This is a genomic window from Amycolatopsis sp. NPDC003731 (genome assembly GCF_053586895.1).
Genome location: NZ_JBSFNC010000130.1, coordinates 1 through 26,071, shown reverse-complemented (window position 1 = coordinate 26,071; position 26,071 = coordinate 1). Strand labels below are relative to the sequence as shown.

Sequence of the window (26,071 nt, the reverse complement as noted above, 5' to 3'; positions counted from 1 at the left end):
CCGGACCGGCGCAACGCCGGCGCGGTCGTCGTCGGGCTGGTTCGCGGCCTGGGACGTCCCGAATGAGTCATTCGCGACCTCCGGGGGCCGGCGCAGAAGCCCCGGAACGACGAAGAGCCCCCGGTCCACGCGGGACCGGGGGCTCTCGTTCAGCTCAGAGAGCTAGTGCTCACGCACCGCCGGAGAGCTTCTCGCGGAGCGCCGCGAGCTGCTCGTCGGAGGCCAGGGTGCCGCCGCTGCTCTTCGAGTCGGCCGGGGCCGAACCCGAGGTGTAGCTTTCCGCGCCACCCTCGATGCCGGTCGCCGCGTCGGCCGCCGCTTCGGCGTCCGCCTCGACGGCCTTCTGGACCTGCTTCATGTGGGCCTCGTAACGAGTGTGCGCCTCGGCGTACTGGCGCTCCCACTCCTCACGCTGCTTGTCGAAGCCTTCCTGCCACTCCTGGGTGTCCGGGTCGAAGCCTTCGGGGTAGATGTAGTTGCCCTCGGCGTCGTACTCGGCGGCCATGCCGTACTGGGTCGGGTCGAACTCGGTGTCCGGCGTGACACCCTCGTTCGCCTGCTTCAGCGACAGCGAGATGCGACGGCGCTCGAGGTCGATGTCGATGACCTTGACCATGACGTCGCCGTTGACCTGGACGACCTGCTCCGGGATCTCGACGTGGCGCTCGGCCAGCTCGGAGATGTGGACCAGGCCCTCGATGCCCTCTTCGACGCGGACGAACGCACCGAACGGAACCAGCTTGGTGACCTTGCCCGGCACGATCTGGCCGATCGCGTGCGTGCGGGCGAACTGGCGCCACGGGTCTTCCTGGGTCGCCTTCAGCGACAGCGAGACGCGCTCGCGGTCCATGTCGACGTCCAGGACCTCGACCGTGACCTCCTGGCCGACCTCGACGACCTCGGACGGGTGGTCGATGTGCTTCCAGGACAGCTCGGAGACGTGCACCAGGCCGTCGACGCCACCCAGGTCCACGAAGGCACCGAAGTTGACGATGGACGACACGACGCCCTTGCGGACCTGGCCCTTGGCGAGCGCGTTGAGGAACTCGCTGCGCACCTCGGACTGGGTCTGCTCCAGGTAGGCGCGGCGGGACAGGACCACGTTGTTGCGGTTCTTGTCCAGCTCGATGATCTTCGCCTCGAGCTCGCGGCCGACGTACGGCTGCAGGTCGCGCACGCGGCGCATTTCGACCAGCGACGCGGGGAGGAAGCCGCGCAGGCCGATGTCCAGGATGAGGCCGCCCTTGACGACCTCGATGACGGTGCCCTTGACGGGCTCGTCCTTCTCCTTGAGCTCCTCGATCGTGCCCCAGGCGCGCTCGTACTGCGCGCGCTTCTTGGACAGGATCAGACGGCCTTCCTTGTCCTCCTTCTGGAGAACCAGGGCTTCGACCTCATCGCCGACGGTGACAACCTCAGCCGGGTCGACATCGTGCTTGATGGAGAGCTCACGCGAGGGGATGACACCCTCGGTCTTGTAGCCGATGTCGAGCAGGACCTCGTCGCGGTCGACCTTGACGATCGTGCCCTCGACGATGTCGCCATCGTTGAAGTACTTGATCGTCTTGTCGATCGCCGCGAGGAAGTCTTCCTCCGACCCGATGTCGTTGATGGCGACCTGCTGGGGCCCGGTGGGGGCGGTCGGGGCGGTGGCGGTGTCGGTGGTCATTAGGCGGGTTGCTCCGGTGGATGGGAATCGAGGGTTGGCAGTTGTCGGCGCGATGGGCGGCATACGACGACCCTGCAAGCAAACGTCCACCAGTGAACGACCGCGGCATGACCCCGCATACGGTGCGCGACCCGAGTCCCAACCAGAAGCTGAGCGGAAGGCAGCGCGAACCCACTGCGCTAACACTTATCCTACGCGGCAGCCGCTAGGCGGCACAATCAGGGTCCCCCTGGCTCGCTAAGGTCCTCGCGGAAGCAAACCGCACGCACGAGGACGCAGGTGGAGCCGCTCGCGGCCACCGGGACCGGAGACACCATCATGCCACCGGAGCAGGCGCCCGCGCCGGGGCGCCACGACGCCGCCGAGCACCGGCTGGGCACCACGGCGGTCGCCTACCGCGAGGTCGGCGGCGCCGAAGCGGCCGCGGCCAACCTCGCCTGGTGGGACGCCGACGCCGACGACTACCAGGCCGAGCACGGCAGGTTCCTCGGCGACGCCGACTTCGTCTGGTGCCCGGAGGGCGTCCGGGAGGCCGAGGCCCGGCTGCTCGGCGACGTCCGGGGCAAGCGCGTGCTGGAGGTCGGCTGCGGGCAGGCCGCCTGCGCGCGCTGGCTGGCCGCCGAGGGCGCGCACGCCGTGGCGACCGACCTCTCGGCCGGCATGCTGCGCCACGCCCGCGACGGCAACGCGCGCACCGGTCTGGCCGTCCCCCTGGTGCAGGCCAACGCCGAGCACCTGCCGCTGGCGTCGGGCAGCTTCGACGCCGCCTGCTCGGCCTTCGGCGCGATCCCCTTCGTCGCGTCGGTGGACGCGGTCTTCGCCGAAGTCCACCGGGTGCTGCGGCCGGGCGCGCCGTGGGTGTTCTCGGTGACCCACCCGATGCGGTGGATCTTCCCCGACGACCCGGGCCCGCAGGGGCTCACCGTCACCCAGCCGTACTTCGACCGCACGCCCTACGTCGAGGTCGACGACGAGGGCACCGCCACCTACGTCGAGTACCACCACACGCTCGGCGACTACGTGCGCGCGCTGGCCGGGGCCGGGTTCACGCTGACCGACCTGGTCGAGCCCGAGTGGCCGGCCGGGCACACGCGGGTGTGGGGCCAGTGGAGCCCGCTGCGCGGCAAGCTCTTCCCCGGCACGGCGATCTTCCGCACGCACCGCTCGTGACCACCCTCGAGGAGCAGCAGAACGCGCGGTTCGCCGCGCTGGACCCGCTGCTCCCGCCGATCGCGGCCCCGCCGTCGCCGTCGAACGAGCCCCTCGTCGTGACGGTCGGCGGCCGCAAGGCGGGCGGCCTGCTGACGCAGGTCGTGCACGCGCCGGGGTCCTGGCCCTCGCTGTGGGGGCCGTCGGACATCCGCGACCTGACCGCGGTGCCGGGCGACAGCGGCGCCGCGGGTCTCGCCGCGCTGCTGGGCGCGTGGCGGGAGAAGCTGCGCGGGACGCCGGCCGGCCCGGACTCGGCCTGCTCGCTCACCTGGCCGAGCCGCGACGCCGAAGCGTCCGCGGTGCTCCTGGCGCACGGGTTCGCGCCGATGACGTGCCTGGCCGTGCGGTCCGCCGAGCCGCCCGACGGCCCCGGGGCGGCACCGGTGAGCGTCCGCCGCGCCGGGGAAGGCGACGTCGACGCGCTGACCGAGCTGCGGCTCGCCGAGTGGCGCTACACCTCGCTGGTCGGCACCGCGGTGGCGCGGCCGGGGGCCCGGGCGCTGCTGCGCGCCGAAGTCGTCCGCTCGCTGCGGTTCGGCGGACTGGTCTGGCTGGCCGAGGAGGACGGCGGGGTGCCGGCCGGCCTGGCCTCCTGCGCGCTGGTCTCGGCCACGCCGGGCAACTCCGTCCACGGACGGCTGCTCCCCGGCCGCTGGGGGTACGTCGACACGCTGTCGGTCGCGCCCGCGGCGCGCGGCGGCGGGGTCGGCCGGGCGCTGATGGCGGTGGCGCACCGGGCGTTGCTGGAACACGACGTGCGCGGGACGTTCCTGTTCTACCATCCGGCGAATCCGCTTTCGCCGGTGTTCTGGCACCGGCAGGGTTATCGTCCTCTGTGGACCATGTGGCTCCGGCGTCCCGCCTGGTCCTGACCGCACTCGCCGAGGGGGAAACCATGGACATCGCCGAGCCGCTGCTCGCGGCGCACCGGGCGCGCTTCGCCGCCGTCGACGCCCTGCTGCCGCCCGCCGCGCCGCCGGCCCGCGGCGAGCGCCTGGACGCGGCGACCGCGGACGGCACGCAGGTCACCGGGGTGCTCCAGCACCTGCGGCTCGCGCCGGGCGACGTCCCGATGCTGTGGTCGGCCGCCGACACCTGGCAGCTCTTCCCGTACTTCGGCGACACCGGCACCGAAGGCGCCGACGTCCTGCTGCGCGCGTTGAAAGGCCGCCTGGAGGCGGAGGAGATCGGCGACGACTCGGCGTGCGTGGTCGTCTGGCCCAGCCGGGACGCCGAGGCGATCCGCGCGTTCCTCGACCACGGCCTCGTCCCGCTCTCCGCGGTCGGCGTGCGCACCGCGCGCCCGCCGGAGGCCCGGCCGGAGATCGCGGTCCGGCGAGCCGGACCCGACGACTACGACACCGCGCTGAAGCTGGCCGAGGCGACGTTCGACTACACCGGGCTCGTCGCCGCGCCGCGCCGGGCGAACACCGCCGCGCTGCTGGGCCCCTCCCTGCGAAAGGCCCTCGCCGAGGCCGAGCCGCTCGTCTGGGTGGCCGAAGAGGACGGGGAAACCCGCGCGCTCGCGCACTGCGCGTGGGTGGACGCCACGCCGGGCAGCGAGGCGGCCGAGCTGCTCCCGCTCGGCCGCTGGGGGTACGTGAACAACGTCGTCACCCTGCCGGGCGAACGCGGCGGCGGCTTCGGCCGGGCGCTGATGGCCCACGTGCACCGGGAACTGCACCGGGGCGGCGCGACCCGCACGTACCTCTACTACAACCCGACGAACCCGCTGTCCTCGGTGTTCTGGCACCGGCAGGGCTATCGTCCACTGTGGACGACGTGGGAGGTGCGGCCGGCGTCGGCGCTCCGGTGAGGGTGGCGGCGTCGCGAATGACTCATTCGGGACCTCCCACGCCTCGAATGAGTCATTCGCGGCACGAGCCGAGCCGCCGTCGGACGTGCCGTCGTGACCTTGCCGGACCCCACCCTCCGGCCCGGGGAAGCCGTGGGCACCCACGCCCGGGCTGCGCCGCGGCCGGTGAAATGCGACAGTCGGCCGTGGCCTGCCCCGTGAGCCACCCACAAGTGTGACGTGCGTCCGGTGATCTTGCCGCCACCTCCCGCGCGGACTAGTTTTTGAACTGACCGGTCAGTTCAAAAGTTCGCGAAGCGGGAGAAACCGTGCAGGTCCGAGCCGATCGGGTGTCCCTCGAAGGGCACCACGGCACCTTGTTGCCGCCCACCTCACTGACCGTCGGCGAGGGCGACCTGGCGATCGTGCACGGCGAACCCGGCGTCGGCGTCACGGCGTTCGGCCTCGCGCTGGCGGGCCGGCTCAAGCCGACCACCGGCACGGTGCACGCCGAGGGCGTCGACGCCCCGCTGACCGAGCTCGTCGCGGTCGTGGACGCCCCGGGGGTCAGCGAACCGGACGACGCGCTGCCCCTGCGCGTGGTCGCCGGCGAGGAGCTGGCGCTGGCCCACCGCCCGGCGGGCAAGGAGGACGTCGCCCGCTGGCTCGCCGAACACGACGCCGCGCCGTTCGCCGGCACGCGCTTCGAGAACCTCGCCCCCGCCCTGCGGACGCGGCTGCTCACCGAGCTCGCCGCCGAGCGCACAGGCGTGCGCGTGCTCGTGCTGGACACTCCCGACCGGCACACCAGCGACGTCGACGGCTGGGCCGGGCTGGCGCGCGAGCTGGCCGGACGCGGCCTGGCCGTCGTCGTCCTGGCCGCGACCACCCCGCTGTCCGCGCTGCCCTTCACCCCCGCGCTCGTCGGCGCGGCCGAGCAGCCGGCGCCGCAGAACTTCACTCCCCCCGAACCCACCGAAGAGCTCACCGAGAGCACTGACGGAGTCCCCGAATGAACGCCTTCCGGATCGCGCGCAACGAGCTGCGCCGCCTCTCCACCGGCACCCTGCCGAAGCTCGCGCTGGTCGCGCTCGTGCTGGTGCCGCTGCTCTACGCGTCCTTCTACCTCTACGCGAACTACGACCCCTACGGCCGGCTCGACAAGCTGCCCGCCGCGGTCTTCACCAGCGACACCGGCGCGAAGGACGCCAGCGGCCAGGAGCGCAACGTCGGCCGCGAAGTGACCGACGAGCTGGTCAAGTCCGGCACCTTCCAGTGGCACGAGGTGTCCGAGCAGGGGGCCCGCGACGGCGTCCGCGACGACAAGTACTCGTTCGCGATCGGCATCCCGAGCGGGTTCTCCGCGGCGCTGCTGTCGGTCGGCAACTTCCAGCCGCAGCAGGCGACGATCACGCTGACCACCAACGACGCCAACAACTACCTGTCCGGCACCATCGCCAAGCAGGTCGCCGAGCAGGTGCGCAAGACGATCGCGGAGAAGGTCGGCAGCGAGGCCGCGGACCGGTTCCTGGTCGGCTTCTCCACGATCTACGCCAAGATCCAGGAGGCCTCGACCGGCGCGGCGCAGCTCGCCGACGGCGCCACGCAGCTGAAGTCCGGTCAGCAGCAGCTGGCCGACGGCGCGGCGAAGCTCGCGGACGGCTCGTCGACGCTGGCGACCGGCCTCGGCACGCTCAAGAGCGCCACCGCGGCCCTCCCCTCCCAGACGCAGCAGCTGGCCAACGGCGCTTCGCAGGTGGCCGCCGGGAACCAGAAGGTCGCCGACGCCGCTTCGGTCGCCGCGACGGCGTCGTCCGACATCCAGGGCAAGCTCGACGGCTACCGCACCCAGCTCGTGACCGACCTGCGCGGCGCCGGCGTGCCGGAAACCGAGGTCCAGGCGATCGTCGCCAAGGCCGACCAGCTGCGCTCCCCCGTCGACCAGGCGAACAGCAAGATCCAGCAGGCGAACGGCGACCTCGCGAAGCTGGCCGACGGCGCCCGCCAGGTGTCCGACGGCGCGGCCAAGCTCGCCGCGGCGTCCCCGCAGCTGGCGAGCGGCATCGCGCAGGCGTCGGACGGCGCGAACCAGCTGCGTGACGGCGCGTCCCAGCTCAGCGACGGCGAGAAGACCGCCGTCAACGGGACCAACCAGCTCGCCGACGGCGCGGTGAAGCTGCGCGACGGGCTCGCGGCCGGGCTCAAGCAGATCCCGAACCCCGACGACCCGACCCGCTCGGCGACGGCCAACACGATCGCGGACCCGGTGGCGGTGAACGCCAACGGCGAGGCGTCGGCGGGGACGTACGGCGCCGGCCTCGCGCCGTTCTTCATCTCGCTGGCCACCTGGATCGGCGCGTTCGTGCTGTTCCTGATCCTGCGCCCGCTCTCGACGCGCGCGCTGACCGCGGGCGCGGCCCCGTTCCGGGTCGCCGTCGGCGGCTGGCTGTCCTCGGCGCTGCTGGGCATCGCGCAGGTGGTCGTCCTGTTCGGCGCGGTGACGTGGCTGGTCGGCATCCACATCGCCCACCCGCTGGAGGCGATCGGGTTCGCCGTGCTGGTGTCGCTGACGTTCACTTCGGTGGTGCACGCGCTCAACGCCTTCTTCGGCGCGGTCGGCAAGTTCCTCGGCCTGGTGCTGCTGGTGCTGCAGCTGGTGAGCGCGGGCGGCACGTTCCCGTGGCAGACGATCCCGGACGCGCTCTACCCGCTGCACGTGGTGCTGCCGATGGGGTACGCGATCGACGGCTTCCGCCACCTGTTCTACAGCGGCGCTTCGACGGGCCGGCTGCTCGGGGACATCGGCGTGCTGCTGGCCTACCTGGTCGGCGGGATCCTGGTGTCCACATTGGCCGCCCGCAAGCGTCGCGTGTGGACGGTGTCGGCCCTCAAGCCCGAGCTGAGCCTGTGAGCGGCGCGACGAAGCAGAAGCTCTTCGAGGCCACGTTGGAGCTCTCGAAGAGCCGGGGCCTGGTGGGCTTGACGGTCGACGACATCGCGGCGGCGGCGGGCGTCGCGAAGGGCACGGTGTACTACAACTTCGGCTCGAAGGACGGCCTGGTCGACGCCCTGCTGCGGTACGGGGTGGACATGCTGGCGGGCCGGCTGCGGGACGCGGTGTCGCCGGAGGATCCGCTGGACGTGATCGAGGCCCAGGTCGACACGACGCTGGAGTTCATCGCGCAGTACCCGGGCTTCTCGCAGATCCTGGTGAGTGAGTTGTGGCGCACGCCGGGCCAGTGGCACGGGACGTTGTCGCTGCTGCGCGAGGAGATCATCTCGATCGTGAAGCAGCAGTTGTCACGGCTGGATGCGGAGGGCCGGCTGCCGGAGGGAGTCGAGATCCCGACGGCGGCGGCGGGGTTGTTCGGGACGATGCTGGTGGTGGCGCTGGACTGGCAGGTGTTCGGACCCCAGCGGACGCGGGCGGAGGTGCGGGACGCGGTGATGGTGCTGATCCGCGGCTTGGGCCGGCGCTAACCGGCCGCGGGGGCGCCCCCGTTTTCCACGCTACCCGACGGCACCGACAATTCCGGCGTCCGGCGACCGGATCAGCCGCGGTCCTCGATGCGCGCCCGGACCGCCGCCGCGTAGGTGTCGACCGCCGTGGCTGCCGCCGTCAGCTCGCACGGGCCGTCGATCAGGAGCCTCTTCGCCGGGATGTACGCCTGCTCGATCTCCGGGTCACCCGCCAGCCCGTGCTCTCGGGCCAGTTCGAGGTCGCCCGCCAGCCGGGCGCGCAGCTCCTCGCGGCGGGCCACCAAGCCGTCGAGGACCGCTCGCTGCCTGCGGCCGTCCTCGACGGCCGGGGCCACCGCGTGCTCGTGGCTGTCGATGTGGCGCTCGACCCACTCCGCGTCGCCGTCCACCTCCGCCGAGCGGAGCTGCTTCAGCGCTCCCTTCAGCCTCTGCGCCCGGGCCGGCAGCATCGCGACGCCCGTGAAGCGCGTCGCCACGCGTAGCTGGTAGGCCTCGATCTCCGCCAGCTCCGCCACCGCCTGGGTCAGGACCTCCAGGCGGCCGGCGAGGTCGTCCGGGGCCGGGCGGGCCTGGCCGGTGCTCGCCCGGACCGCCGTCACCCCCGGCGACGACTCCTCGCGGAAGCCCAGCAGCAGGCGGAGTCCCAGCTCGGCCGCGCGGCCGGCGAGCGGGGCCAGCACCTCGCCGACGAGCCGGTCGGGTTCCGCGGAGTCGTCGATCGCGTCGACGACCAGCGTGCGGCCCGCGACACCCCCGGTGAGCCGGTCGGCGATGCGGTGGCGGACCGCGTCCGCGGTGCGGCCGGTCGCGTCGACCGCCAGGTCCACGCTGCCCGGGGGCGGCATCTGGCCGAACGCCGGCGGCAGGCCGGGCACACCGAGGGAACGTTCCCGGTCGGCGAGCACGATCCCGAACCGCAACGCCGCCGCGACGGGCGACCCGGCCTCGCCGGTGTCGACGACCCAGACCGTTCCCGGCTCGGCGTTGGCGAACCAGTCCGCGACCCGCTGCACGAAGGAGACGTCGACCGCTTCGCCGACGGGGCGCGAGAAGCTCGCGTCGACCGCCGGGCTGCCGGACGTCCAGATGCTCAGCTGGGGCAGGTGCCCGAGCATGGTCTCGACCGGCACCATCCAGGTGCCGGTGTCCTTGCCGACGACCATGCCGACGACGTGGCCGGTCGCCTCGTCGATCACCGCCGTGCCGCCGAAGCCGGGGCCGAGCGGTTCGGCCTCGGCCGTGCGGAAGAGGCGGACCCACTCGCCCCCGGTCTGCTCGGGGCCGCCGAGCCGGGCGTGCGTCCAGCGGCCGACCGAGCCCGGCGGGAACCCGAAGGCGCGGACGAGCTGGTGCTCACCGAGCGGCATGCGGTGCAGCGGGGCGCGGAACACGCGGGATTCGGGACGCTCCAGGCGCAGCAGGGCGAGATCGCCGTGGCCGCCGCCGTCGGAGGGCACCCAGCAGCCTTCGACGACGGTCGCGGCGCCGGGCATGGCTTCGGCCAGGCCGACGAAGTCGACGCTCAGCGCGGCGCGCGGGCCACCCGCGGTCTCGACGACGTGCGCGCTCGTGAGCACGTGGTACTCGTCCAGTACCGTGCCCGCTCCGCACACCCGGCCGAGTTCGTCGTGCAACCGGACCCGCCAGCGTCGTCGCTCACGCTCGAACCCCATTCGGCGGACCCTACGCCGTGATCGCCGCGCGCCGCCGCCGACCTCCCTACCCAGCGGTAATGGCTCACCCGAACGGAGTCATCCGTTCGGCACATCGCGGGATCACACTGCGCCGAACACGCGGCTGCCGGGCGCGGCCGGGTCGTCGCCGGCCCAGAACTCGAACCAGTGCCGGGAGAACTCCTCGCGGGACAGGCGGCCGTCGCCGTCGGAATCGAGGAGGGCGAAGACGTCTCCGGACGGGGTGCCGACCCCGTTCCAGGCCGCGATGAGGCGGTCGTACTCGGCGGCGGAGATGACGCCGTCGCCGTTTTCGTCGACGGCCTCGAACATCGCCTCGGCCGTGCCGGTGACCGCGCCCGGCATCGCCGGCAAGGCGTCGACGACCTGGAGCACCTGGTCGAGACTGACCTGGCCGCCACCGCCCGCGGCCGCGTCGAGGGTGCTCCACCAGCCCATCATCACGGCGATGAGCTTCTGCCCGTCCGGGGTGCCCGCGTCGGTGCCGCGGAGGTCGAGCCACCGCGCGGTGAGCGCCCGGAAGTCGGCCTCCGTCAGGAACCCGTCACCGTCGGCGTCCATGGCGCCGAAGACGCCGGAGATCTTGCGCCGCTGGAAGTCACTGGCCATGGCGCCCAGCATCGTCGCGGCACGGGACACGCGACGACGTCCGCCCGAGTACATCCGCGTCACGACCCGGTGATCCGGGCCGTGACACCGAGTGACCAGAGGTCAGTGCGCGGCTTCGTTCCACGACCGGCCGTAGCCGACCGAGACCTCGAGCGGCACGGCCAGCGCGTACGCCGAGCCCATGCCCTCGCGCACCAGCTTCTCCAACTGCTCCTTCTCCCCCTCCGCGACCTCGAGCACGAGTTCGTCGTGGACCTGCAGCAGGATCCGGCTCTTCAGCTTCGCCTCGACCAGCGCGCGGTGGACGTTGAGCATCGCGACCTTGATGATGTCGGCCGCGCTGCCCTGGATCGGGGCGTTGAGCGCCATCCGCTCGGCCATCTCGCGGCGCTGGCGGTTGTCGCTGTTGAGGTCCGGCAGGTAGCGGCGGCGCCCGAACACCGTTTCGGTGTAGCCGTTCTTCGCCGCGACGCCGACGACCGAGTGGAGGTAGTCGCTGATGCCGCCGAAGCGGGCGAAGTACGCCTCCATCTGCTCCTTGGCCTCTTCGGTGGAGATTCGCAGCTGCTGCGAAAGCCCGTACGCCGACAGGCCGTACGCGAGGCCGTACGACATCGCCTTGACGCGGTAGCGCAGCTCCGGCGTGATCTCCTCCGGAGGCAGGGAGAACGCCCGCGACGCCACGAACGTGTGCAGGTCCTCGCCGGAGTTGAACGCCTCGATGAGGCCCTCGTCCTGCGAGAGGTGCGCCATGATCCGCATTTCGATCTGGCTGTAGTCCGCGGTCATCAGCTCGGTGTAGCCCTCGCCGACGACGAAGGCGTCGCGGATGCGGCGGCCCTCTTCGGTGCGGACCGGGATGTTCTGCAGGTTCGGCTCGGTCGAGGACAGCCGCCCGGTGGCCGCGATGGTCTGCAGCAGCGTGGTGTGGATCCGCCCGTCGTCGGCGACGGACTTGATCAGGCCCTCGACCGTGGTGCGCAGCTTCGTCGCGTCCCGGTGCTCCAGCATGTGCTGCAGGAAGGGGTGCTCGGTCTTCTCGAACAGGCCCTGCAGCGCCTCGGCGTCGGTCGTGTAGCCGGTCTTGGTGCGCTTGGTCTTCGGCATGCCGAGCTCGTCGAACAGCACGACCTGCAGCTGCTTCGGCGAGCCGAGGTTGATCTGCTTGCCGATCACCGCGTACGCCTCTTCGGCGGCCTGCGTGACCCGCGAGAGGTAGTGGGCCTCCAGCGAAGTCAGCTGCTCGAGGTCGACGGCGACGCCGGCGATCTCCACCTCGGTGATGACCTCCAGCAACGGCAGCTCCAGCTCGGCGAGCAGTTTCGCGCCGCCGATCTGCTCCAGTTCCTTCTCGAGCGCCCCGGCCAGCTCGAAGATCGCGCGGGCCTTGACCAGCTCGTCCTGGATCTCCTTCTGCTCCAGGCCTTCCGCGCCGCCGTCGAGCAGCGACAGCTGGCCGTCGCCGCCGTCGGTCTCCGAGCGCAGCTCGCGGTGCAGGTAGCGCAGCGCGAGGTCGTCCAGCTCGAACGTGCGCTGCCCGGGCCGCACCAGGTAGGCGGCCAGCGCGGTGTCCATGGCCAGCCCGGCGAGGGCCCAGCCGCGGGCGCGGATCGCGTGCAGCGGCACCTTGAGGTCGTGGCCGGTCTTGCGGATCTTCGGGTCGGCCAGCCAGGCGGCGAGCGCGGCGTCGTCGGCCTGGTCCATCGCCGTGACGTCGACATACGCGCCTTCACCGTCGACCGTCGCGAAGGCGACCGCGCGCAGGTCGGACCGGACCGAGGTGCCCACGGCGCGGAAGGACAGGGCCACCGGCTCGCCGGGGCCGGCGTGCGCGGCGAGCCACGCGCCCAGCGCACCGGGCTCGAGCGCGGCTCCGGAGACCTCGAAGCCTTCGTCGGCCTCGGGCTCGGCGCTCTGCAGCGTCGCGAACAGCCTGTCCCGCAGCACGCGGAACTCGAGCTCGTCGAACAGCGCGTGCACCGCTTCGCGATCCCACGGGCGCAGCTCCAGCCCGGACGGCGCGACCTCCAGCTCGACGTCCCGGATCAGCTCGGTGAGCTGCCGGTTGAGCTGGACGGAGGACAGGTGCGCCCGCAGCGCGTCGCCGACCTTGCCCTTGACCTCGTCCACGCGGTCGATCAGGTCGCCGAGCGAGCCGAACTGCTTGATCCACTTGGCCGCGGTCTTCTCGCCGACGCCGGGGATGCTCGGCAGGTTGTCCGACGGGTCGCCGCGCAGCGCGGCGAAGTCCGGGTACTGCCGCGGGGTGAGCCCGTACTTCTCCTCGACGGCGTCCGGGGTGAACCGGGTCATCTCCGAGACGCCGCGCTTCGGGTACAGCACGGTGACCTGCTCGGTGACCAGCTGCAGCGCGTCCCGGTCGCCCGTACAGATGAGGACGTCGAAGCCGTCGGCCGTCGCCTGCGTGGTGAGCGTGGCGATGATGTCGTCGGCTTCGAAGTTCTCCTTCACCAAAGAAGGGATGCCGAGCACGTCGAGGACTTCCTTGACCAGGTCCACCTGGCCGCGGAACTCGTCCGGCGTCGTGCTGCGGTTCGCCTTGTAGTCGGCGTACGTCTCCGAGCGGAACGTCTTGCGCGAGAGGTCGAACGCCACCGCCAGGTGAGTCGGCGCTTCGTCGCGCAGGAGGTTGATGAGCATCGAGGTGAAGCCGAAGACCGCGTTCGTGACCTGGCCGGTCTTCGTCCTGAAGTTCTCCGCGGGCAGGGCGAAGAACGCGCGGTAGGCCATGGAATGGCCGTCGATCAGGAGCAGCTTCGGCCGCCCGGCGGTGGCGGTGGTTCCTGTGGCGTTGGCAACGGTCGTCTTCTCACTCGGGCTCACGAGGCCGAGTCTAGGCTGAGGGTCCGACACTCTTACGTGTCGCATAGGAAGAGGAGCTTTGCGTGACCGACGGTGCCGTCCCCATCGACGTGGACCGGTTGGCCGGCATCGACCCGGCGGCCGCGGACCAGCAGCTGAACGACAAGGTCGGCATGCAGCTGATCGAAGCGACCGCCGAACGCGTGATCGGCACCATCCCGGTCGAGGGCAACCTGCAGCCTTACGGGCTGCTGCACGGCGGCGCGAACGCCGTGCTCGCCGAAGCGCTGGGCTCGACGGTCGCCGCGCTCAACGCCGGCCCCGGCCGGGCGGCGATGGGGCTGGAGCTGTCCTGCACGCACCACCGGGCCGTGCGCTCGGGCAAGGTGACCGGGGTGGCGACGCCGCTGCACATCGGCCGCGGCACGATCACCGCGGAGATCGTGCTGACCGACGACGAGGGCCGCCGCACCTGCACCGCCCGGCTGACCTGCGTGGTCCGGGACCGGCCGCCGGGCGCCTGAGCCTCCCGTGGACCTCGACGTCGCCCAGGTCCGGGCGTTCGTGGTGACCGCGGAGCAGCGGCACTTCGGGCGGGCCGCCCAGGCGCTGTTCCTCACCCAGCAGGCGCTGTCGAAGCGGATCAAGAAGCTCGAGGACGCGCTCGCGACACCATTGTTCCTGCGCACGCCTCGCTCGGTCGAGCTGACGGCCGACGGCGAGCGGTTCCTCCCGCACGCGCGCGAGCTGGTGAAGGTGGCCGACGCCGCGGTCGCCGCGATGGGCGCCGACGACCGGCCGCTGCGCCTCGACCTCGTCGACCACCGGCTCTCCCCCATGTTCCTGCTCCGCCGCCTGGCCGCGCACGAGCCGGGGCTGCGCATCGACCGGGTCGCCGGCCGCGGGTTCGCCAACGCGATCGGCCCGCTGCTGTCCGGCGAGCTCGACGCCGCCTTCGGCCGGGTGTCCGGCTGCGGGCGGCCGCTGCCGGACGAGCTGGAGCACCGGCCGGTCCGGTTCGAGCCGCTGGTCGCTCTGCTCGCGCCGGAGCACCCCCTGGCCGTGCAGGACGTGCTGCGGCTGGAGGAGCTGCGCGCCGACGGGATCTGGCTGCCCGGCCTCGGCGGGCCGGCGGAGTGGCTGTCCTACCTGCACGAGCTGTGCGAGGAGTTCGGGGTGCCGATCGACGACTCCGGCGTCAGCTACGACCTGCGCCACACCCTGGAGCAGACGCGGTACGGCAAGCGGCGCGTCACCTTGGCCGGCGCCGACATGGAGCTGGCGGCCGACCTGAACCTGAAGGTGCTGCCGTTCGAGCCGTCCCCGCTGTTCCCGTGGTCGCTGGTCTGGCGGCGCGGCAAGGCGCACCCGGCATTGCGGCGCCTGCTGGCCGCCGCGGGGCGCACCAGCCGTGACGAGGACTGGTGCGCCTACGACCCGGAGCATGCCTGGCTGCCGGCCGAGGACGTCAGCCTGGCAACCGCGCGAACCGCCCGCTGAACACGGCGTCGGCACCGGCCGCGGCCGACGTCCCCGAACACGCGTGGCTGCCAGGCAGCGACCTCAGCCCCGCAACCGCCGCGCGAACCACTCGCTGAACGCCGCGTCGACACGGGCCGCGGCCGGCGTCCCCGGCGGGAACTCGTGCGCCATCCCCTCCACCGTCACCAGCTCGGCCCCCACCTTCTCGCGCAGCGCCTCCGCGGGCTCCCGCACGGCGATGTCGTCGTCCGCGCCGACGACCAGCAGCAGCGGCGCCGCGAGTTCGGCGGCCCGGTCCACGTAGTCGTAGCGCGCCGCGACCGCGCGGGACCGCTCTGTCCACGCGTACGTCGCCCCGAAGCGGCGCTCGTTGGCGGTGATCGTCGGGGCGAGCTGGACGACCGGGCTGGCCACCGCCGCGGCCGCGATCCCGGCGTCGCCGCGGGCAAGCACCTCCAGGGCCACCAGCGCCCCGGCCGACCCGCCGAACACGCCGAGCGGTCCGGTCGCGCCCGGCAGCCGGTCGCGCAGTTCGGCCAGCGCGGCCGGGAACTCGTCCGCGGCCTGCTCGGTCACCGGCTCGAAGACGTTGAGGACGGCGTCCTCGCTCGCGCGCCGGAAGACCTCCTCCGGCCCGCCCTCGGGCAGCCGGGCCCCGGAGAGCGGCAGCCCGAAGTACACGCGCCAGGCCGGCAAGCCCGCCATCGGGACGGCGTCCGCCATCGCGCGTTCGCTGTTCGGCTCGTCCATCAGGTGCCAGCCCGCCACCAGGGCCGCCGGCGCCTCCGGGTCCGCCGGCGGCACCGCCACGAACGGCACCCCCGCCGCCACACCCTCGATCGTCTTGCTCATCGTGTCTCTCCCTGTCTTCCGGCTGCTTCCAGCGAACCGCCCGGGGGCGGTGCGGGTCCAACAGCCGTTCCGGCGGTCACGACAACCGTTGGTTGTGACGAAGGAGGGGACTTTCGAGCGGGGGGTGGTCCGTCCGGGCGCCCGAACCGGACGTAAGGTGCACCCCTACGGCGGTGCCCGCTCCACCGGGACCCCGCCAGTGTGAACTGCGGAGTCACCGGAAACCGGCCACGCACCGGCCGCCGAAATGGGCGATGACATACCGGTGAAACATCACTGTCACCCATTCGCAGAACGAGCCCGGATACTTAGCATCGCTGCGTGACCAGCGGCGGGCCACAGGGAAACGTTGTTCGCCTTTTCGTGCAATTCGTGTCGGTTGCGATCGTCACGATGTGGACACAGAGTAGTGAGGCCGCCTGTGCACAAGACGGGCGAGAGGGATATCTTCCTGCCCTAACCTAGCCCCTGTGTCGGGGGCAACGCCTACCGGCGGCTGGTTGGTCATGGGAGGTAGTCGGTGTCAGGAGTGCGTTTTGGACGGGTTCTCGCCCTCGCAGCGGCGACGTCGCTCGCGCTGGCGGGCTGCGCCGGTGGCGGCTCGTCGAGCAGTGGTGACGGCAGCACGCTGAAGATCGGGTTCATGGGCGACCTCACCGGGGAGAACTCCGGGATCGTGCTCCCGCCCCGCAACGGCGCCCAGCTCGCGATCGACGAGTACAACGCCACGAATCCGAAGACCAAGATCGAGCTGAAGACCTACGACAGCCAGGGCAAGGCCGACCAGGCGACCTCGCTGATCACCACGGCGATCGGCTCGGACAAGATCACCGCGCTGATCGGCCCGGCCTTCTCCGGCGAGTCGAAGGCCATCGGCGGCCAGCTCGAGCAGAACAAGATCCCGAGCGTCTCGCCCTCGGCGACGAACCCGGGCCTGGCGAAGAACAACTGGTCGTACTGGCACCGCGTCGTGGCGAACGACGACGACCAGGGCCCCGCCATCGCGAACTTCCTGATCACGGCGAAGTCGCCGAAGAAGGCGTTCGTCATCTCGGACGACCAGGAGTACAGCGTCGGCCTCGCGGACGCGTTCGAGAAGACCTTCAAGGAGAAGGGCGTCACCGTCGAGCGCGACAAGTTCCCGAAGGACGCGCCGGACTACTCCTCGACCGTGCAGAAGGTCAAGGCGGCCAACCCGGACATCATCACCTTCGGTGGCTACTACGCGCAGGGCGGCCCGCTGCTCAAGCAGCTGCGTGACGGCGGCGTGAAGGCCATCTTCGCCACCGGTGACGGTTCGCTCGACCCGCAGCTGGTCTCGGGCGCGGGTGCCGCGGCCGCCGAAGGCGCCGTCATCGGCTGCCCGTGCAACATCCCGGACGCGGGCACCACGGACGAGTTCGCCACCAAGTACAAGGCGAAGTTCAACGTCGCCCCGGCGATCTACGCGACCGAGGGCTACGACGCCGCGACCGCCCTCATCAACGCGGTCAAGGCCGGCAACACCACCGGCGAGAAGATCAACGAGTTCCTGAAGACGGAAGACTTCAAGGGCGCGTCGAAGCAGATCAAGTTCAAGGCGAACGGTGAGCCCGAGACCGCCGCGATCAACGTGTACCAGGTCGTCGGCGGCGTCATCAAGAACCTCGGCGCATCGACCGAAGCCAAGATCACCGGCTGACGCAACAGGAATAGCGACTGACGGGAGCGGGGGCGCTGTGGTCACCACAGCACCTCCGCTCCCGGCCCGTATCCCTGTCCTCGCCCTGTCTCGTAAGGCGCTCACGTCATGTTGCAGACCCTGCAAGACCAGTTCCTCGGCAGCACCATCGGCGGACTGGTTCTCGGCTCCATCTACGCCCTCGTCGCCCTCGGCTACACAATGGTCTACGGCGTCCTGCGGCTGATCAACTTCGCCCACTCCGAAATCTTCATGATCGGGACGATGACGTCCCTGTTCATCCTGGCCAGCATCGCCACCTCCGGCAACATCGTGCTGGGCCTGGGCGCGATGATCCTGCTCCTGCTCGCGCTCATGCTCGCCTCCGCGGTGCTGTCCGGCGGTTCCGCGGTCGTGCTGGAGCAGGTCGCCTACCGGCCGCTGCGCAAGCGCGGCTCCTCGAAGCTCGCGGCCCTGATCTCCGCGATCGGCGCGTCGATCTTCCTGCAGGAGCTCTTCGCGCTGGTGATCATCCCCAACGTCTTCGAAAAGTCGGGCCGCGTCCCGCAAAACGCGCCCCGGTTCGTCGACCGCGACACGCTGTTCCCGGTCGGCAACGCCGTCGTCCGCACCGACCAGGTCCTGGTCATCATCGGCGCGGTGATCGTCATGGTGGTGCTGGACCAGCTGGTGCGCCGCACCCGCATCGGCCGCGGCATCCGGGCGACCGCCCAGGACCCCGAGGCCGCCGTGCTGATGGGCGTCTCGATCGACCGCATCGTGCGGATCACCTTCCTGCTCGGTGGCGCGATGGCCGGTGTGGCCTCCGCGCTGTATCTGATGGAACTCGAGAACACCGGTTACCGCGTCGGTTTCGTGCTCGGGATCAAGGCGTTCACCGCGGCCGTGCTCGGCGGGATCGGCAACCTGCGCGGTGCGCTCCTCGGCGGCATCGTGCTCGGCCTGGTCGAGAACTGGAGCGCGATCTTCCTCGGTTCCGAGTGGAAGGACGTCACGGCGTTCGTGGTCCTCGTGCTCGTGCTCATGTTCCGCCCCACCGGCATCCTCGGTGAATCCCTCCAGCGAGCTCGCGCATGAAAGGCGACGGTGTGAGTACCAAGGAAAACACTCGCCGCTCGTTCCAGCCGGTGAACGGCGCGCGGGACTGGTGGCAGCACGCTCCGATCTGGCAGCGGTACCTCGTCTACATCGCCCTGATCGTGTTCGCGCTGATCCTCCCGGCACCCTGGATCGGCTCGTTCATGTCGCCGGCTTCGGACTGGACGAGCGTCCTGATCTTCCCGATCGGGACCTACATCCTGCTGGCGATCGGCCTGAACATCGTGGTCGGCCTGGCCGGCATGCTGGACCTCGGGTTCGTGGCGTTCTTCGCGATCGGCGCCTATACGGTGGCGATCTTCGGCACGAAGTTCGGCTGGAACGTCTGGCCGACGATCCTGGTCGGGATCGTGCTCGCCGCGGTGTCGGGTGTCATCCTCGGTGCTCCGACCCTGCGGCTGCGCGGTGACTACCTGGCCATCGTCACCCTCGGGTTCGGGGAGATCGTCCGGATCACCGCGCAGAACACCGACGGCATCGGCGGCGCCCGCGGGATCACCAACATCCCGCACCCGTCGCCGATCTTCGGCATGGAGTTCCTGCTCGACCCGGCGCCGTACTACTACCTGATCCTGGTCGCGATCGTGCTGGTGATCGTGTTCTCGGTGCGGCTGCAGAAGAGCCGCGTCGGGCGCGCGTGGGCCGCGATCCGCGAGGACGAGGACGCCGCCGAGCTGATGGGCGTGCCGACGTTCAAGTTCAAGCTGCTCGCCTTCGCGATCGGCGCGATGATCGGTGGCTTCGCGGGCGGCATCTACGCCAGCAAGGCCGTCTTCATCGCCCCGGACAACTTCCCGTTCATCCTGTCCGCGACGATCCTCGCCGCGGTCGTGCTGGGCGGTGCGGGCAACCTGCCGGGCGTCATCCTCGGTGCCTTCCTGGTGGCCTGGATCCCCGAGCGCCTCCGGTCCGTCGAGTGGCTGAAGCACCTGCTCGGCGACAAGGACCCGGCGGAGTTCCGGATCCTGCTGTTCGGCGCGGTCCTGGTGGCGATGATGGCGCTGCGGCCCGAAGGCATCCTGCCCTCACGACAACGAAAAGCCGAGCTACGGGAAGGCACCGGCGGCATGGGCTCGCTCGGTGGCGAAGTGGCGGGTCCGGACACCGAGGTCCAGGCGGAGGTGGCCAAGTGACCCCCTTGCTCGAGTTCGACAACATCACCATGCGCTTCGGCGGTGTCACCGCCCTACGCGAGGTGAACGTCTCCATCAACGAAGGCGAGATCTTCGCCCTGATCGGCCCGAACGGCGCGGGCAAGACCACGGTGTTCAACGTGGTCACCGGCGTCTACCAGCCGACCGAGGGCCAGGTGCGCTTCGACGGCGACCGCATCGACGGGATGAAGCGCTTCCAGGTCACCAAGCGCGGCATCGCCCGGACGTTCCAGAACATCCGGCTGTTCCACAACATGTCGGCGATCGAGAACGTCATGGTCGGCGCGGACGCGCACCACAAGACCGGCGCGATCGGCGCGGTGCTCGGCCTGCCGTGGCACCGCAAGGAGGAGAAGCGCGGCCGTGAGCGGGCGCGTGAGCTGCTCGAGTTCGTCGGCATCGGCAAGGTGGAGCACGAGACCGCGAAGAACCTCTCCTACGGCGATCAACGCCGGCTGGAGATCGCGCGGGCGCTGGCCACCGACCCGAAGCTGCTGCTGCTCGACGAGCCGGCCGCGGGCATGAACCCGGCAGAGAAGAACGCTCTGCAGGAACTGATCCGCAAGATCCGGGACGACGGCCGCACCGTGCTGCTCATCGAGCACGACATGGGCCTGGTCATGCACATCAGCGACCGGCTGGCGGTGCTCGACTTCGGCCAGAAGATCGCAGAAGGGCTACCGCACGAGGTGCAGAGCAACCAGAAGGTGATCGAGGCGTACCTGGGGGTGGCCGAAGATGCTTCTTGACGTCCAGGACATCAACGTCCACTACGGCAAGATCGCCGCCCTCAAGGGCATGAGCATCCAGGTCGACGAGGGCGAGATCGTGTCGCTGATCGGGGCCAACGGCGCCGGCAAGACCACGACGCTCAAGACGATCTCCGGGCTGCGGCCGCTCACCAGCGGCCGGATCCTGTTCAACGGCCAGGACATCTCGAAGACCCCGGGGCACAAGCGCGTGCTGCTCGGGATCGGCCAGTCGCCGGAGGGCCGGGGCGTGTTCCCGGGCATGACGGTGCAGGAGAACCTCCTGATGGGGGCCTACACCCGCAAGGACGACCTCCAGGCCGACCTCGACGAGGTCTACGAGCTGTTCCCCCGGCTGAACGAGCGCCGGACCCAGTTCGGCGGCACGATGTCGGGCGGCGAGCAGCAGATGATCGCCATCGGCCGCGCGCTGATGACGAAGCCGAAGGTGCTGCTGCTCGACGAGCCGTCGATGGGCCTGGCGCCGATGCTGATCGCGCAGATCTTCGACATCATCCGGGAGATCAACAAGCGCGGCACGACGGTGCTGCTGGTCGAGCAGAACGCCCAGCAGGCGCTGAAGCTGTCCGACCGGGCGTACGTGCTCGAGACCGGTCAGGTGGTCAAGAGCGCCCGCGGGGCCGACCTGCTGGACGACCCGCAGGTCCGGGCCGCCTACCTCGGTGGCGACCTCGGCGTCTGATGGTCCGTTTCGGGGGCCCGGCACTTTCGGTGCCGGGCCCCTTTTTTCACAGCTTGATGTCGGTGCCGGTGAGGTTCTTCATGTCGGCGATGCTCGGGCCGCCGAAGGCCCTGACCGCGGCGGGCTTCCGGTCCTTGGGGATGTCCCAGTAGAGATCGAACTCGACGCGCACGCCGTGCCCGAGGTCGAACTGCCGCGGCTGGCGCTTGATGATCATGGCCTGCTCTTCCGGCGGGTGGGCGGTTCCCCGGTCGTCGACGAGCAGCTGGCGCCCGGTGTCGAACAGGACGCTGGAGGTGCCGGTGTTGGTCACGACGAGCCGCACCCGCACGAACTGGCCCTTCGCGGGGAATTCGGTGTGGCTCCCGGTGATGCTGGGCAGCCCGGCGGCGAGGCCGAGGAGGGTGAACTCGGTGTCACCGTTCTTGGCGGGCGGCAGCTTGAGGGCGGTCTCGTCCGGCCGCACCTGCCGCGGCGGCAGCTCGTAGGTCGCCGGCGCGGGCGCGCTGGGTTGTTCGGCCTGGCAGCCCGCGGCGCTCAGGAGGAGGACGACCACGGCCAGCAGGCGGAGTTTCACCTGGGTGATTCTGCCTGCCGGCCGTCGGTCCGGCTAGCTCCCGATGCTCTCGACGACGGCCTCGGCCACGGCCTTCATGGTGGTCCGCCGGTCCATGGCGGTCCGCTGGATCCACCGGAAGGCATCGGGCTCGGTGAGCCCCTGGCGGCTCATGAGCAGGCCCTTGGCGCGGTCGATGACCTTCCGCGTCTCGAGCCGGTCGGTGAGCCCGGCGACCTCGGCCTCGAGAGCCTGCAGCTCGGAGAACCGGCTGACGGCGAGCTCGATGGCGGGCACGAGGTCCCGCTTGGCGAAGGGCTTGACGAGGTAGGCCATGGTCCCGGCATCCCGCGCGCGTTCGACGAGATCCCGCTGGCTGAAGGCGGTGAGGATGACCACGGGCGCGATCCGGTCCCCGGTGATCTTGGCGGCGGCCTCGATGCCGTCGAGCTTGGGCATCTTGACGTCGAGGATCACGAGATCGGGCTTCAGATCGGTGGCGAGGGAGATGGCCTGTTCGCCATCCCCGGCCTCGCCGACGACCTCGTAGCCCTCTTCACGCAGCATTTCGACGAGGTCGAGCCGGATCAGGGCCTCGTCTTCCGCAACGAGCACCCGACGCTGCGGCACGGTGTCGGCACCATTGGCCTCGGTAGCCTGATCGGTCACCGGGGTCCTCCTGAAGACTCGGCGGGTGTTGACATCTCGCGGCGTTCCGCGAACCTGAAGCCTACCGGGAACGATCCAGAAGAAGAGATGGCGTTCACCACGTAGTGACGCTGACCGCTTTCCGCACCCCGCCCCCGGCGGCGGGCGGGGTCCGGTGATCCCGTAGAGTCACCACGTCACGCCCCCGTAGCCCAACTGGCAGAGGCAACGGATTCAAAACCCGTCCAGTGTGAGTTCGAATCTCACCGGGGGCACAGTGGCCCACCAGCAGAAATCAGCCCCTGACCAGGCATTATCCGGTCAGGGGCTGATCTCGTTTGGTCCGGCGGTGTCCGGGGCTGTCCGGCCGTCTACGGCCCTCCACCCCCTATGCGCCCCCGCGCTCCCCCCGCCAGTCGAGCGCCTTCTCGATGCGGTCGTGGGCCGCCGACTCCAGGCCGGCGATCACCTTGGCGTAGATCTGGTGCAGGACGGCCACTGAGTGTCCGGCCCACTCTGCGCACTGCGTGGACGGCACGCCAGCGGCCAGCCAGGTGGACACACACGCGTGCCGGAGGTCGTACGGACGCTTAGCCAGCGGCGAGGCGTACTCGTCCTCTGAGAACGCGCCTTTCCGTGCCCTGTCCCACACCCGACCGATCGTGGATTCCGCGAGGTCTCCCCCGGTCAAGTTCCGGAACAGCCGGCCATCGGCCGCCGTGCCGAGCGTATTCAGGTGGGCGTGCAGAATCGCCGTCAACGGCGGGGGCGACGGCACCGGGCGGACCTCTCCCTTTCCCCGCTGCTTGAGTTGCCTGCGGTCCCGTCGCTCCCCGCTGTCCGTCCAGGCCGCACCGGTGATCGGCGCAGTCTCCGACAACAGCAACTCACCCCAGCCCTCCTCGGGGAGCTGCAAGTCCGCCTTGCGCAGCATGGCCGCCTCTTCCGGCCGGAGAGCCGCGTAGTACATGACGGCGAAGAACGCCACGAGCATCGGACCCGACGACCGGCGCGGCTGCCCCTCGATCCGTTGTGCCTCCACTTCGGACAACAGGCTCCTTGCCTGCTGCGGGTTGATGACCACGCGCTTGTCGATGGCTCGAACCGTCTTCGGGGCCGTCCACTTCACCTCGGAAAGTCGATTTGCGGTCAACAGCTTCAGTTCGTGGGCGTACTCCAGCGCGTTGAACAGAACAGCGCGCTTTCGGTTGACGGTCTTCGCGGCGGCCTGCTTTCCGTCGAGCTTGAGCGACAACATTTCCAGCACCTCCCGAAGTACTGCCTTGTCATTGAGCCTTGACACCGGCGCGGTGTTTGCCCCGAGCCACTTCAACGCCTGCTCAACATCGCGCGGCTTCGGCTCGTCGCGGCGCTTGGTGTTGAACGCCCATCCAGTGAGCGCCCGACGGAGCGTCTTGCCGTCCGGAGCACCACGGGTCGTCGCGAGCAGTGCCGGCGTCACGCTGGCGAGTGCGTCAGCGTTTCCGGCTCGCGACTTCCCGGCGGCCCGTGGCCACTTCATGTCGATGTACTTGCACGCGAAGTCGAACCATGGCATCTCGTTCTCCTGCCGGAGCTTGGAGACCGGCAGCCCCTGCGTCCGCTCGAAAGCCTCGCCCCGGCGGGACGCGGCAACCAGGTCTGAGCGGAAGCTATCGGCCAGAGCGCTCGTCTCGAAGGTCTCGCCGAACCGAACGCCGGCGACGAACCACACGACGCGGTAGCTCGTCTTCGACTTCCAGGCGCGCCGCTCGACTTTCCAGATCTTGACGTCGTACGTAGTGTCCATCAGGCGGCCTCCTCACAGTTGTCCAGCCAGGTTTCGAGGTCGGTTCGGCGGATGCGGATCTCTCCGTTCGGGAGCTTGATGCAGCGGGGCGCGCGCTTCTTGGCGCGCCACTCGTAGAAGGTCGAGCGAGCTACTGCCAGCTCTTCGCAAAGTTCGGCGATGGTGAGGTGTCGGCGCGGCGTGGCCATCGGTGGTGAGCCCTTCGGGTCGTGCTGTCGGGGGCGGCGATGCGCATGGGCACTCCTCGGTTATGGCGTGGTCGGTTGTCGGTGCTGAGGGGGTAAGCCGTACCAGCCGTACCAGCCTCGTTTTGCCTGGTCAGGTGCGGTACGGCTTGGATTCTTGGTACGGCTTGAGCCGTACCAGGGCAGTGACAGTGGTACGGCTTGAGCCGTACCAGGCGGGGAAGCCGTACCAGGGCTGACCTGCGAAAACGAGGCTGGTACGGCTGGTACGGCTACCCCGCCCGGCGGTGTCAGGCCGACCGCGCCCGGCGCAGCGGGATCGCGCCCCCGGCGGCCTCGTCGCCGTCGCGTTTGGCCGGCGGTTCGGAGCAGTAGCGCTCCCACGAGTCGGTGAAGTCGGCGCGGCGGTAGCCCTTGGCCTGCCCGGCACCGGGGAACCGCATGGTGTCCGAGCGGATGCCGTACTCCTTGAGCAGACTGCCGAGCTTCATGGCGGTGAGCCCGGTGGCGCCGTACTCGCGCCACGGCGACTCCTCCAGCGCGCGCAGGCGGTGCAGCAGCTCGGCGGTGGGCAGGGCGAGTTCGTCGCCGAACGCGGTGCGGCAGTCGGTGAGCAGGCGTTGCCGGTCGTTGCTGTCGTTGTCCTCGTCGGCGGCGGCGGTGAGGGCGAGCACGGCGGTACGGGAGCGGTCTCCCCAGGTTCCGCCGGCGTGGTCGGCGACAGCCACGAGGGGTTCCCAGGTGTCGGCGGCGCGGTCTTCCACGGGCATCTCCGGTTCGGCGGTCTCCAATGTGGACAGGTCAGCACGCAGCCACGCGTGCAGGTTGTCGGCGAGCGCGCGCAGCGCGGGCCGGTCGCGGCGGTGCCGGTACGGTGCGACGGTTTCGCCGGGGGCGCGGCGGCGCATCCGGGCGATGACGGCGCGGTCCTCGATGGTGTCCGGCATCGCGCCGATGCCGGCGAGGGCGGCCATGGCGAACGTGGGGATGGACTCGACGCGCTGGTTGGTGGCGTCGTAGCGCTTGGCCGGCCGGTTGCGCTGGTGCCCGGCGTTGAGCAGCCCGCGCAGGTCCTCGTTCCCGTCGGCCTTCGGCCCGAAGATCGTGTCCGCCTCGTCGACGAGCAGGGTGGGCGGGTCCTCGGACACCGACCGGTAGACGGCGGCCGGGCTACTGTTGACGGTGATGAAGGGGTTGTGGCAGGTGGCTTCCACGATGTCGAGCAGTCGGGATTTCCCGCAGCGCTTCTCCGGGGCGCGGATCACCAGCCGGGGTGCGTGCGCCCACGCCGGTTGCGCGTGGGTGGCCGCGATCCACAGGGCGATAGCGTCGGCGGTCTCCGGGTTGGGCAAGGCCACGTACCGGGTGAGCGCGGCCCGCAACGAGTCGAGCAAGTCGGCCCCGTCCAGGATGGACGGTTCGAGGTCGTAGGTACCCATTGATGCTCCCCCGTCGTTCGGTGTCGTGGTGGTCATCAGGCGGCCTCTCGCGTGGCGATCCAGCCGTCGACCCGAGCCCAGGACGCGGCGGCCTGTGCGCGGATCTGGGGCGGTGTCAGGGCGGGCCGGGTGGCGATAGCGCGGCGGCGTTCGAGTTCGGCGTAGGTCGGCGCGGCGGCGAGGGCGCGCCAGTCGGCGGCGGCCGACACCGCGTGGGAGGTCTCCCGCAGCGTGCGGCGGCGGTCCCACTCGACCCATTCGGCAAGGAGTTCGGCGACGTGCGGGCTGGTGGCCAGCAGTCGCCAGGCGGCGGCGTCGAGGGTCAGCGCGCGGTACTCGACGAAGGGGATGGTGACCCGGGTGGCCGGGCCGGCGGCGGCGGTGGTGTGCGTGGTCAAAGCGGGTCCTCACGTCGGTCACACGGGGTGACGGTGTGTGGGCGTGTTCGGCCAG

24 protein-coding genes and 1 tRNA gene are annotated in these 26,071 nt (G+C 70.7%); 14 read left to right on the top strand and 11 right to left on the bottom strand.

Annotated elements, in window-relative coordinates:
- Window positions 1-169: 169 nt before the first annotated feature.
- Window positions 170-1,669, bottom strand: coding sequence for a 30S ribosomal protein S1 (gene rpsA, locus ACWDN5_RS36405; RefSeq protein WP_003098851.1), 1,500 nt, complete (start codon window positions 1,667-1,669; stop codon window positions 170-172).
- A 318-nt stretch (window positions 1,670-1,987) separates the two neighbouring features.
- Here rpsA and ACWDN5_RS36400 point away from each other — a divergent pair, with 318 nt between their 5' ends.
- From ACWDN5_RS36400 to ACWDN5_RS36375, 6 genes are all read left to right on the top strand, one after another.
- Complete coding sequence (locus ACWDN5_RS36400; protein ID WP_449679477.1) at window positions 1,988-2,839, top strand: class I SAM-dependent methyltransferase; 852 nt, start codon at window positions 1,988-1,990, stop codon at window positions 2,837-2,839.
- Window positions 2,836-3,753, top strand: a complete 918-nt coding sequence (locus ACWDN5_RS36395; protein WP_310976693.1) for a GNAT family N-acetyltransferase — start codon at window positions 2,836-2,838, stop codon at window positions 3,751-3,753. The genes ACWDN5_RS36400 and ACWDN5_RS36395 overlap by 4 nt, the downstream gene beginning before the upstream one ends.
- Window positions 3,754-3,776: 23 nt before the next feature.
- Window positions 3,777-4,697 carry a GNAT family N-acetyltransferase gene (locus ACWDN5_RS36390; protein WP_449679476.1) on the top strand — a complete coding sequence of 307 codons (921 nt, stop codon included), beginning with the start codon at window positions 3,777-3,779 and terminating at the stop codon, window positions 4,695-4,697.
- A 308-nt stretch (window positions 4,698-5,005) separates the two neighbouring features.
- The gene (locus ACWDN5_RS36385; RefSeq protein ID WP_449679474.1) at window positions 5,006-5,692 is read left to right on the top strand and encodes an ABC transporter ATP-binding protein; all 687 of its coding nucleotides are present in this window, start codon (window positions 5,006-5,008) and stop codon (window positions 5,690-5,692) included.
- On the top strand, window positions 5,689-7,587 hold the full coding sequence (locus tag ACWDN5_RS36380; protein WP_449679473.1) for a YhgE/Pip family protein: 1,899 nt from the start codon (window positions 5,689-5,691) through the stop codon (window positions 7,585-7,587). The genes ACWDN5_RS36385 and ACWDN5_RS36380 overlap by 4 nt, the downstream gene beginning before the upstream one ends.
- Window positions 7,584-8,156 carry a TetR/AcrR family transcriptional regulator gene (locus tag ACWDN5_RS36375; RefSeq protein WP_310976697.1) on the top strand — a complete coding sequence of 191 codons (573 nt, stop codon included), beginning with the start codon at window positions 7,584-7,586 and terminating at the stop codon, window positions 8,154-8,156. The genes ACWDN5_RS36380 and ACWDN5_RS36375 overlap by 4 nt, the downstream gene beginning before the upstream one ends.
- A gap of 71 nt (window positions 8,157-8,227) precedes the next feature.
- Here the strand turns inward: ACWDN5_RS36375 and ACWDN5_RS36370 are convergent, their stop codons facing one another.
- From ACWDN5_RS36370 to polA, 3 genes are all read right to left on the bottom strand, one after another.
- Window positions 8,228-9,829 carry a S1 family peptidase gene (locus ACWDN5_RS36370; RefSeq protein ID WP_310976699.1) on the bottom strand — a complete coding sequence of 534 codons (1,602 nt, stop codon included), beginning with the start codon at window positions 9,827-9,829 and terminating at the stop codon, window positions 8,228-8,230.
- Between the two features lie 102 nt (window positions 9,830-9,931).
- Window positions 9,932-10,471 carry an EF-hand domain-containing protein gene (locus ACWDN5_RS36365; protein WP_449679475.1) on the bottom strand — a complete coding sequence of 180 codons (540 nt, stop codon included), beginning with the start codon at window positions 10,469-10,471 and terminating at the stop codon, window positions 9,932-9,934.
- Between the two features lie 90 nt (window positions 10,472-10,561).
- The gene (gene polA, locus ACWDN5_RS36360) at window positions 10,562-13,303 is read right to left on the bottom strand and encodes a DNA polymerase I (protein ID WP_449679472.1); all 2,742 of its coding nucleotides are present in this window, start codon (window positions 13,301-13,303) and stop codon (window positions 10,562-10,564) included.
- Between the two features lie 62 nt (window positions 13,304-13,365).
- Between polA and ACWDN5_RS36355 the strand changes: the two genes are divergently transcribed.
- Window positions 13,366-13,806, top strand: a complete 441-nt coding sequence (locus ACWDN5_RS36355) for a hotdog fold thioesterase (RefSeq protein WP_310976703.1) — start codon at window positions 13,366-13,368, stop codon at window positions 13,804-13,806.
- Between the two features lie 7 nt (window positions 13,807-13,813).
- Window positions 13,814-14,782: a LysR family transcriptional regulator gene (locus ACWDN5_RS36350; protein ID WP_310976704.1), complete on the top strand. Its 969-nt coding sequence runs from the start codon at window positions 13,814-13,816 to the stop codon at window positions 14,780-14,782.
- A 63-nt stretch (window positions 14,783-14,845) separates the two neighbouring features.
- On the opposite strand, the gene ACWDN5_RS36345 is transcribed toward ACWDN5_RS36350, so the two are convergent.
- Complete coding sequence (locus ACWDN5_RS36345) at window positions 14,846-15,616, bottom strand: prolyl oligopeptidase family serine peptidase (RefSeq protein ID WP_449679471.1); 771 nt, start codon at window positions 15,614-15,616, stop codon at window positions 14,846-14,848.
- Between the two features lie 529 nt (window positions 15,617-16,145).
- Here ACWDN5_RS36345 and ACWDN5_RS36340 point away from each other — a divergent pair.
- The 5 genes from ACWDN5_RS36340 (at window position 16,146) to ACWDN5_RS36320 (ending at window position 21,001) form a co-directional block, all read left to right on the top strand.
- Complete coding sequence (locus ACWDN5_RS36340) at window positions 16,146-17,297, top strand: branched-chain amino acid ABC transporter substrate-binding protein (protein ID WP_310976708.1); 1,152 nt, start codon at window positions 16,146-16,148, stop codon at window positions 17,295-17,297.
- A gap of 108 nt (window positions 17,298-17,405) precedes the next feature.
- Window positions 17,406-18,374, top strand: coding sequence for a branched-chain amino acid ABC transporter permease (locus tag ACWDN5_RS36335; protein ID WP_310976709.1), 969 nt, complete (start codon window positions 17,406-17,408; stop codon window positions 18,372-18,374).
- On the top strand, window positions 18,371-19,528 hold the full coding sequence (locus tag ACWDN5_RS36330; protein ID WP_310976711.1) for a branched-chain amino acid ABC transporter permease: 1,158 nt from the start codon (window positions 18,371-18,373) through the stop codon (window positions 19,526-19,528). The genes ACWDN5_RS36335 and ACWDN5_RS36330 overlap by 4 nt, the downstream gene beginning before the upstream one ends.
- Window positions 19,525-20,298, top strand: a complete 774-nt coding sequence (locus ACWDN5_RS36325) for an ABC transporter ATP-binding protein (RefSeq protein ID WP_310976713.1) — start codon at window positions 19,525-19,527, stop codon at window positions 20,296-20,298. Before ACWDN5_RS36330 ends, ACWDN5_RS36325 begins: the two co-directional genes overlap by 4 nt.
- A complete protein-coding gene (locus ACWDN5_RS36320; RefSeq protein WP_310976714.1) occupies window positions 20,288-21,001 on the top strand; it encodes an ABC transporter ATP-binding protein in 714 nt (237 codons plus the stop codon). The genes ACWDN5_RS36325 and ACWDN5_RS36320 overlap by 11 nt, the downstream gene beginning before the upstream one ends.
- A 46-nt stretch (window positions 21,002-21,047) precedes the next feature.
- Here the strand turns inward: ACWDN5_RS36320 and ACWDN5_RS36315 are convergent, their stop codons facing one another.
- Complete coding sequence (locus ACWDN5_RS36315) at window positions 21,048-21,578, bottom strand: DUF4352 domain-containing protein (RefSeq protein WP_310976715.1); 531 nt, start codon at window positions 21,576-21,578, stop codon at window positions 21,048-21,050.
- A 33-nt stretch (window positions 21,579-21,611) separates the two neighbouring features.
- Window positions 21,612-22,226: an ANTAR domain-containing response regulator gene (locus ACWDN5_RS36310; protein ID WP_086851473.1), complete on the bottom strand. Its 615-nt coding sequence runs from the start codon at window positions 22,224-22,226 to the stop codon at window positions 21,612-21,614.
- 180 nt (window positions 22,227-22,406) lie between these two features.
- Here ACWDN5_RS36310 and ACWDN5_RS36305 point away from each other — a divergent pair.
- Window positions 22,407-22,480, top strand: a tRNA-Leu gene (locus ACWDN5_RS36305).
- Window positions 22,481-22,593: 113 nt separating this feature from the next.
- Here ACWDN5_RS36305 and ACWDN5_RS36300 read toward each other — a convergent pair.
- From ACWDN5_RS36300 to ACWDN5_RS36285, 4 genes are all read right to left on the bottom strand, one after another.
- A complete protein-coding gene (locus ACWDN5_RS36300; RefSeq protein WP_449679470.1) occupies window positions 22,594-23,994 on the bottom strand; it encodes a tyrosine-type recombinase/integrase in 1,401 nt (466 codons plus the stop codon).
- Window positions 23,994-24,182 carry a helix-turn-helix transcriptional regulator gene (locus tag ACWDN5_RS36295; RefSeq protein WP_449679469.1) on the bottom strand — a complete coding sequence of 63 codons (189 nt, stop codon included), beginning with the start codon at window positions 24,180-24,182 and terminating at the stop codon, window positions 23,994-23,996. Before ACWDN5_RS36295 ends, ACWDN5_RS36300 begins: the two co-directional genes overlap by 1 nt.
- A 287-nt stretch (window positions 24,183-24,469) precedes the next feature.
- The gene (locus tag ACWDN5_RS36290; protein ID WP_449679468.1) at window positions 24,470-25,618 is read right to left on the bottom strand and encodes a DUF3631 domain-containing protein; all 1,149 of its coding nucleotides are present in this window, start codon (window positions 25,616-25,618) and stop codon (window positions 24,470-24,472) included.
- A gap of 35 nt (window positions 25,619-25,653) precedes the next feature.
- On the bottom strand, window positions 25,654-26,016 hold the full coding sequence (locus ACWDN5_RS36285; protein ID WP_449679467.1) for a hypothetical protein: 363 nt from the start codon (window positions 26,014-26,016) through the stop codon (window positions 25,654-25,656).
- Window positions 26,017-26,071: the final 55 nt, after the last annotated feature.

Bases quoted from the DNA above. Each gene is read 5' to 3' on its own strand.
- rpsA (WP_003098851.1), bottom strand. From the start codon at position 1,669: ATGACCACCGACACCGCCACCGCCCCGACCGCCCCCACCGGGCCCCAG.
- ACWDN5_RS36400 (WP_449679477.1), top strand. From the start codon at position 1,988: ATGCCACCGGAGCAGGCGCCCGCGCCGGGGCGCCACGACGCCGCCGAG.
- ACWDN5_RS36390 (WP_449679476.1), top strand. From the start codon at position 3,777: ATGGACATCGCCGAGCCGCTGCTCGCGGCGCACCGGGCGCGCTTCGCC.
- ACWDN5_RS36380 (WP_449679473.1), top strand. From the start codon at position 5,689: ATGAACGCCTTCCGGATCGCGCGCAACGAGCTGCGCCGCCTCTCCACC.
- ACWDN5_RS36370 (WP_310976699.1), bottom strand. From the start codon at position 9,829: ATGGGGTTCGAGCGTGAGCGACGACGCTGGCGGGTCCGGTTGCACGAC.
- ACWDN5_RS36365 (WP_449679475.1), bottom strand. From the start codon at position 10,471: ATGCTGGGCGCCATGGCCAGTGACTTCCAGCGGCGCAAGATCTCCGGC.
- ACWDN5_RS36345 (WP_449679471.1), bottom strand. From the start codon at position 15,616: ATGAGCAAGACGATCGAGGGTGTGGCGGCGGGGGTGCCGTTCGTGGCG.
- ACWDN5_RS36335 (WP_310976709.1), top strand. From the start codon at position 17,406: ATGTTGCAGACCCTGCAAGACCAGTTCCTCGGCAGCACCATCGGCGGA.
- ACWDN5_RS36330 (WP_310976711.1), top strand. From the start codon at position 18,371: ATGAAAGGCGACGGTGTGAGTACCAAGGAAAACACTCGCCGCTCGTTC.
- ACWDN5_RS36320 (WP_310976714.1), top strand. From the start codon at position 20,288: ATGCTTCTTGACGTCCAGGACATCAACGTCCACTACGGCAAGATCGCC.
- ACWDN5_RS36300 (WP_449679470.1), bottom strand. From the start codon at position 23,994: ATGGACACTACGTACGACGTCAAGATCTGGAAAGTCGAGCGGCGCGCC.
- ACWDN5_RS36295 (WP_449679469.1), bottom strand. From the start codon at position 24,182: ATGGCCACGCCGCGCCGACACCTCACCATCGCCGAACTTTGCGAAGAG.
- ACWDN5_RS36290 (WP_449679468.1), bottom strand. From the start codon at position 25,618: ATGGGTACCTACGACCTCGAACCGTCCATCCTGGACGGGGCCGACTTG.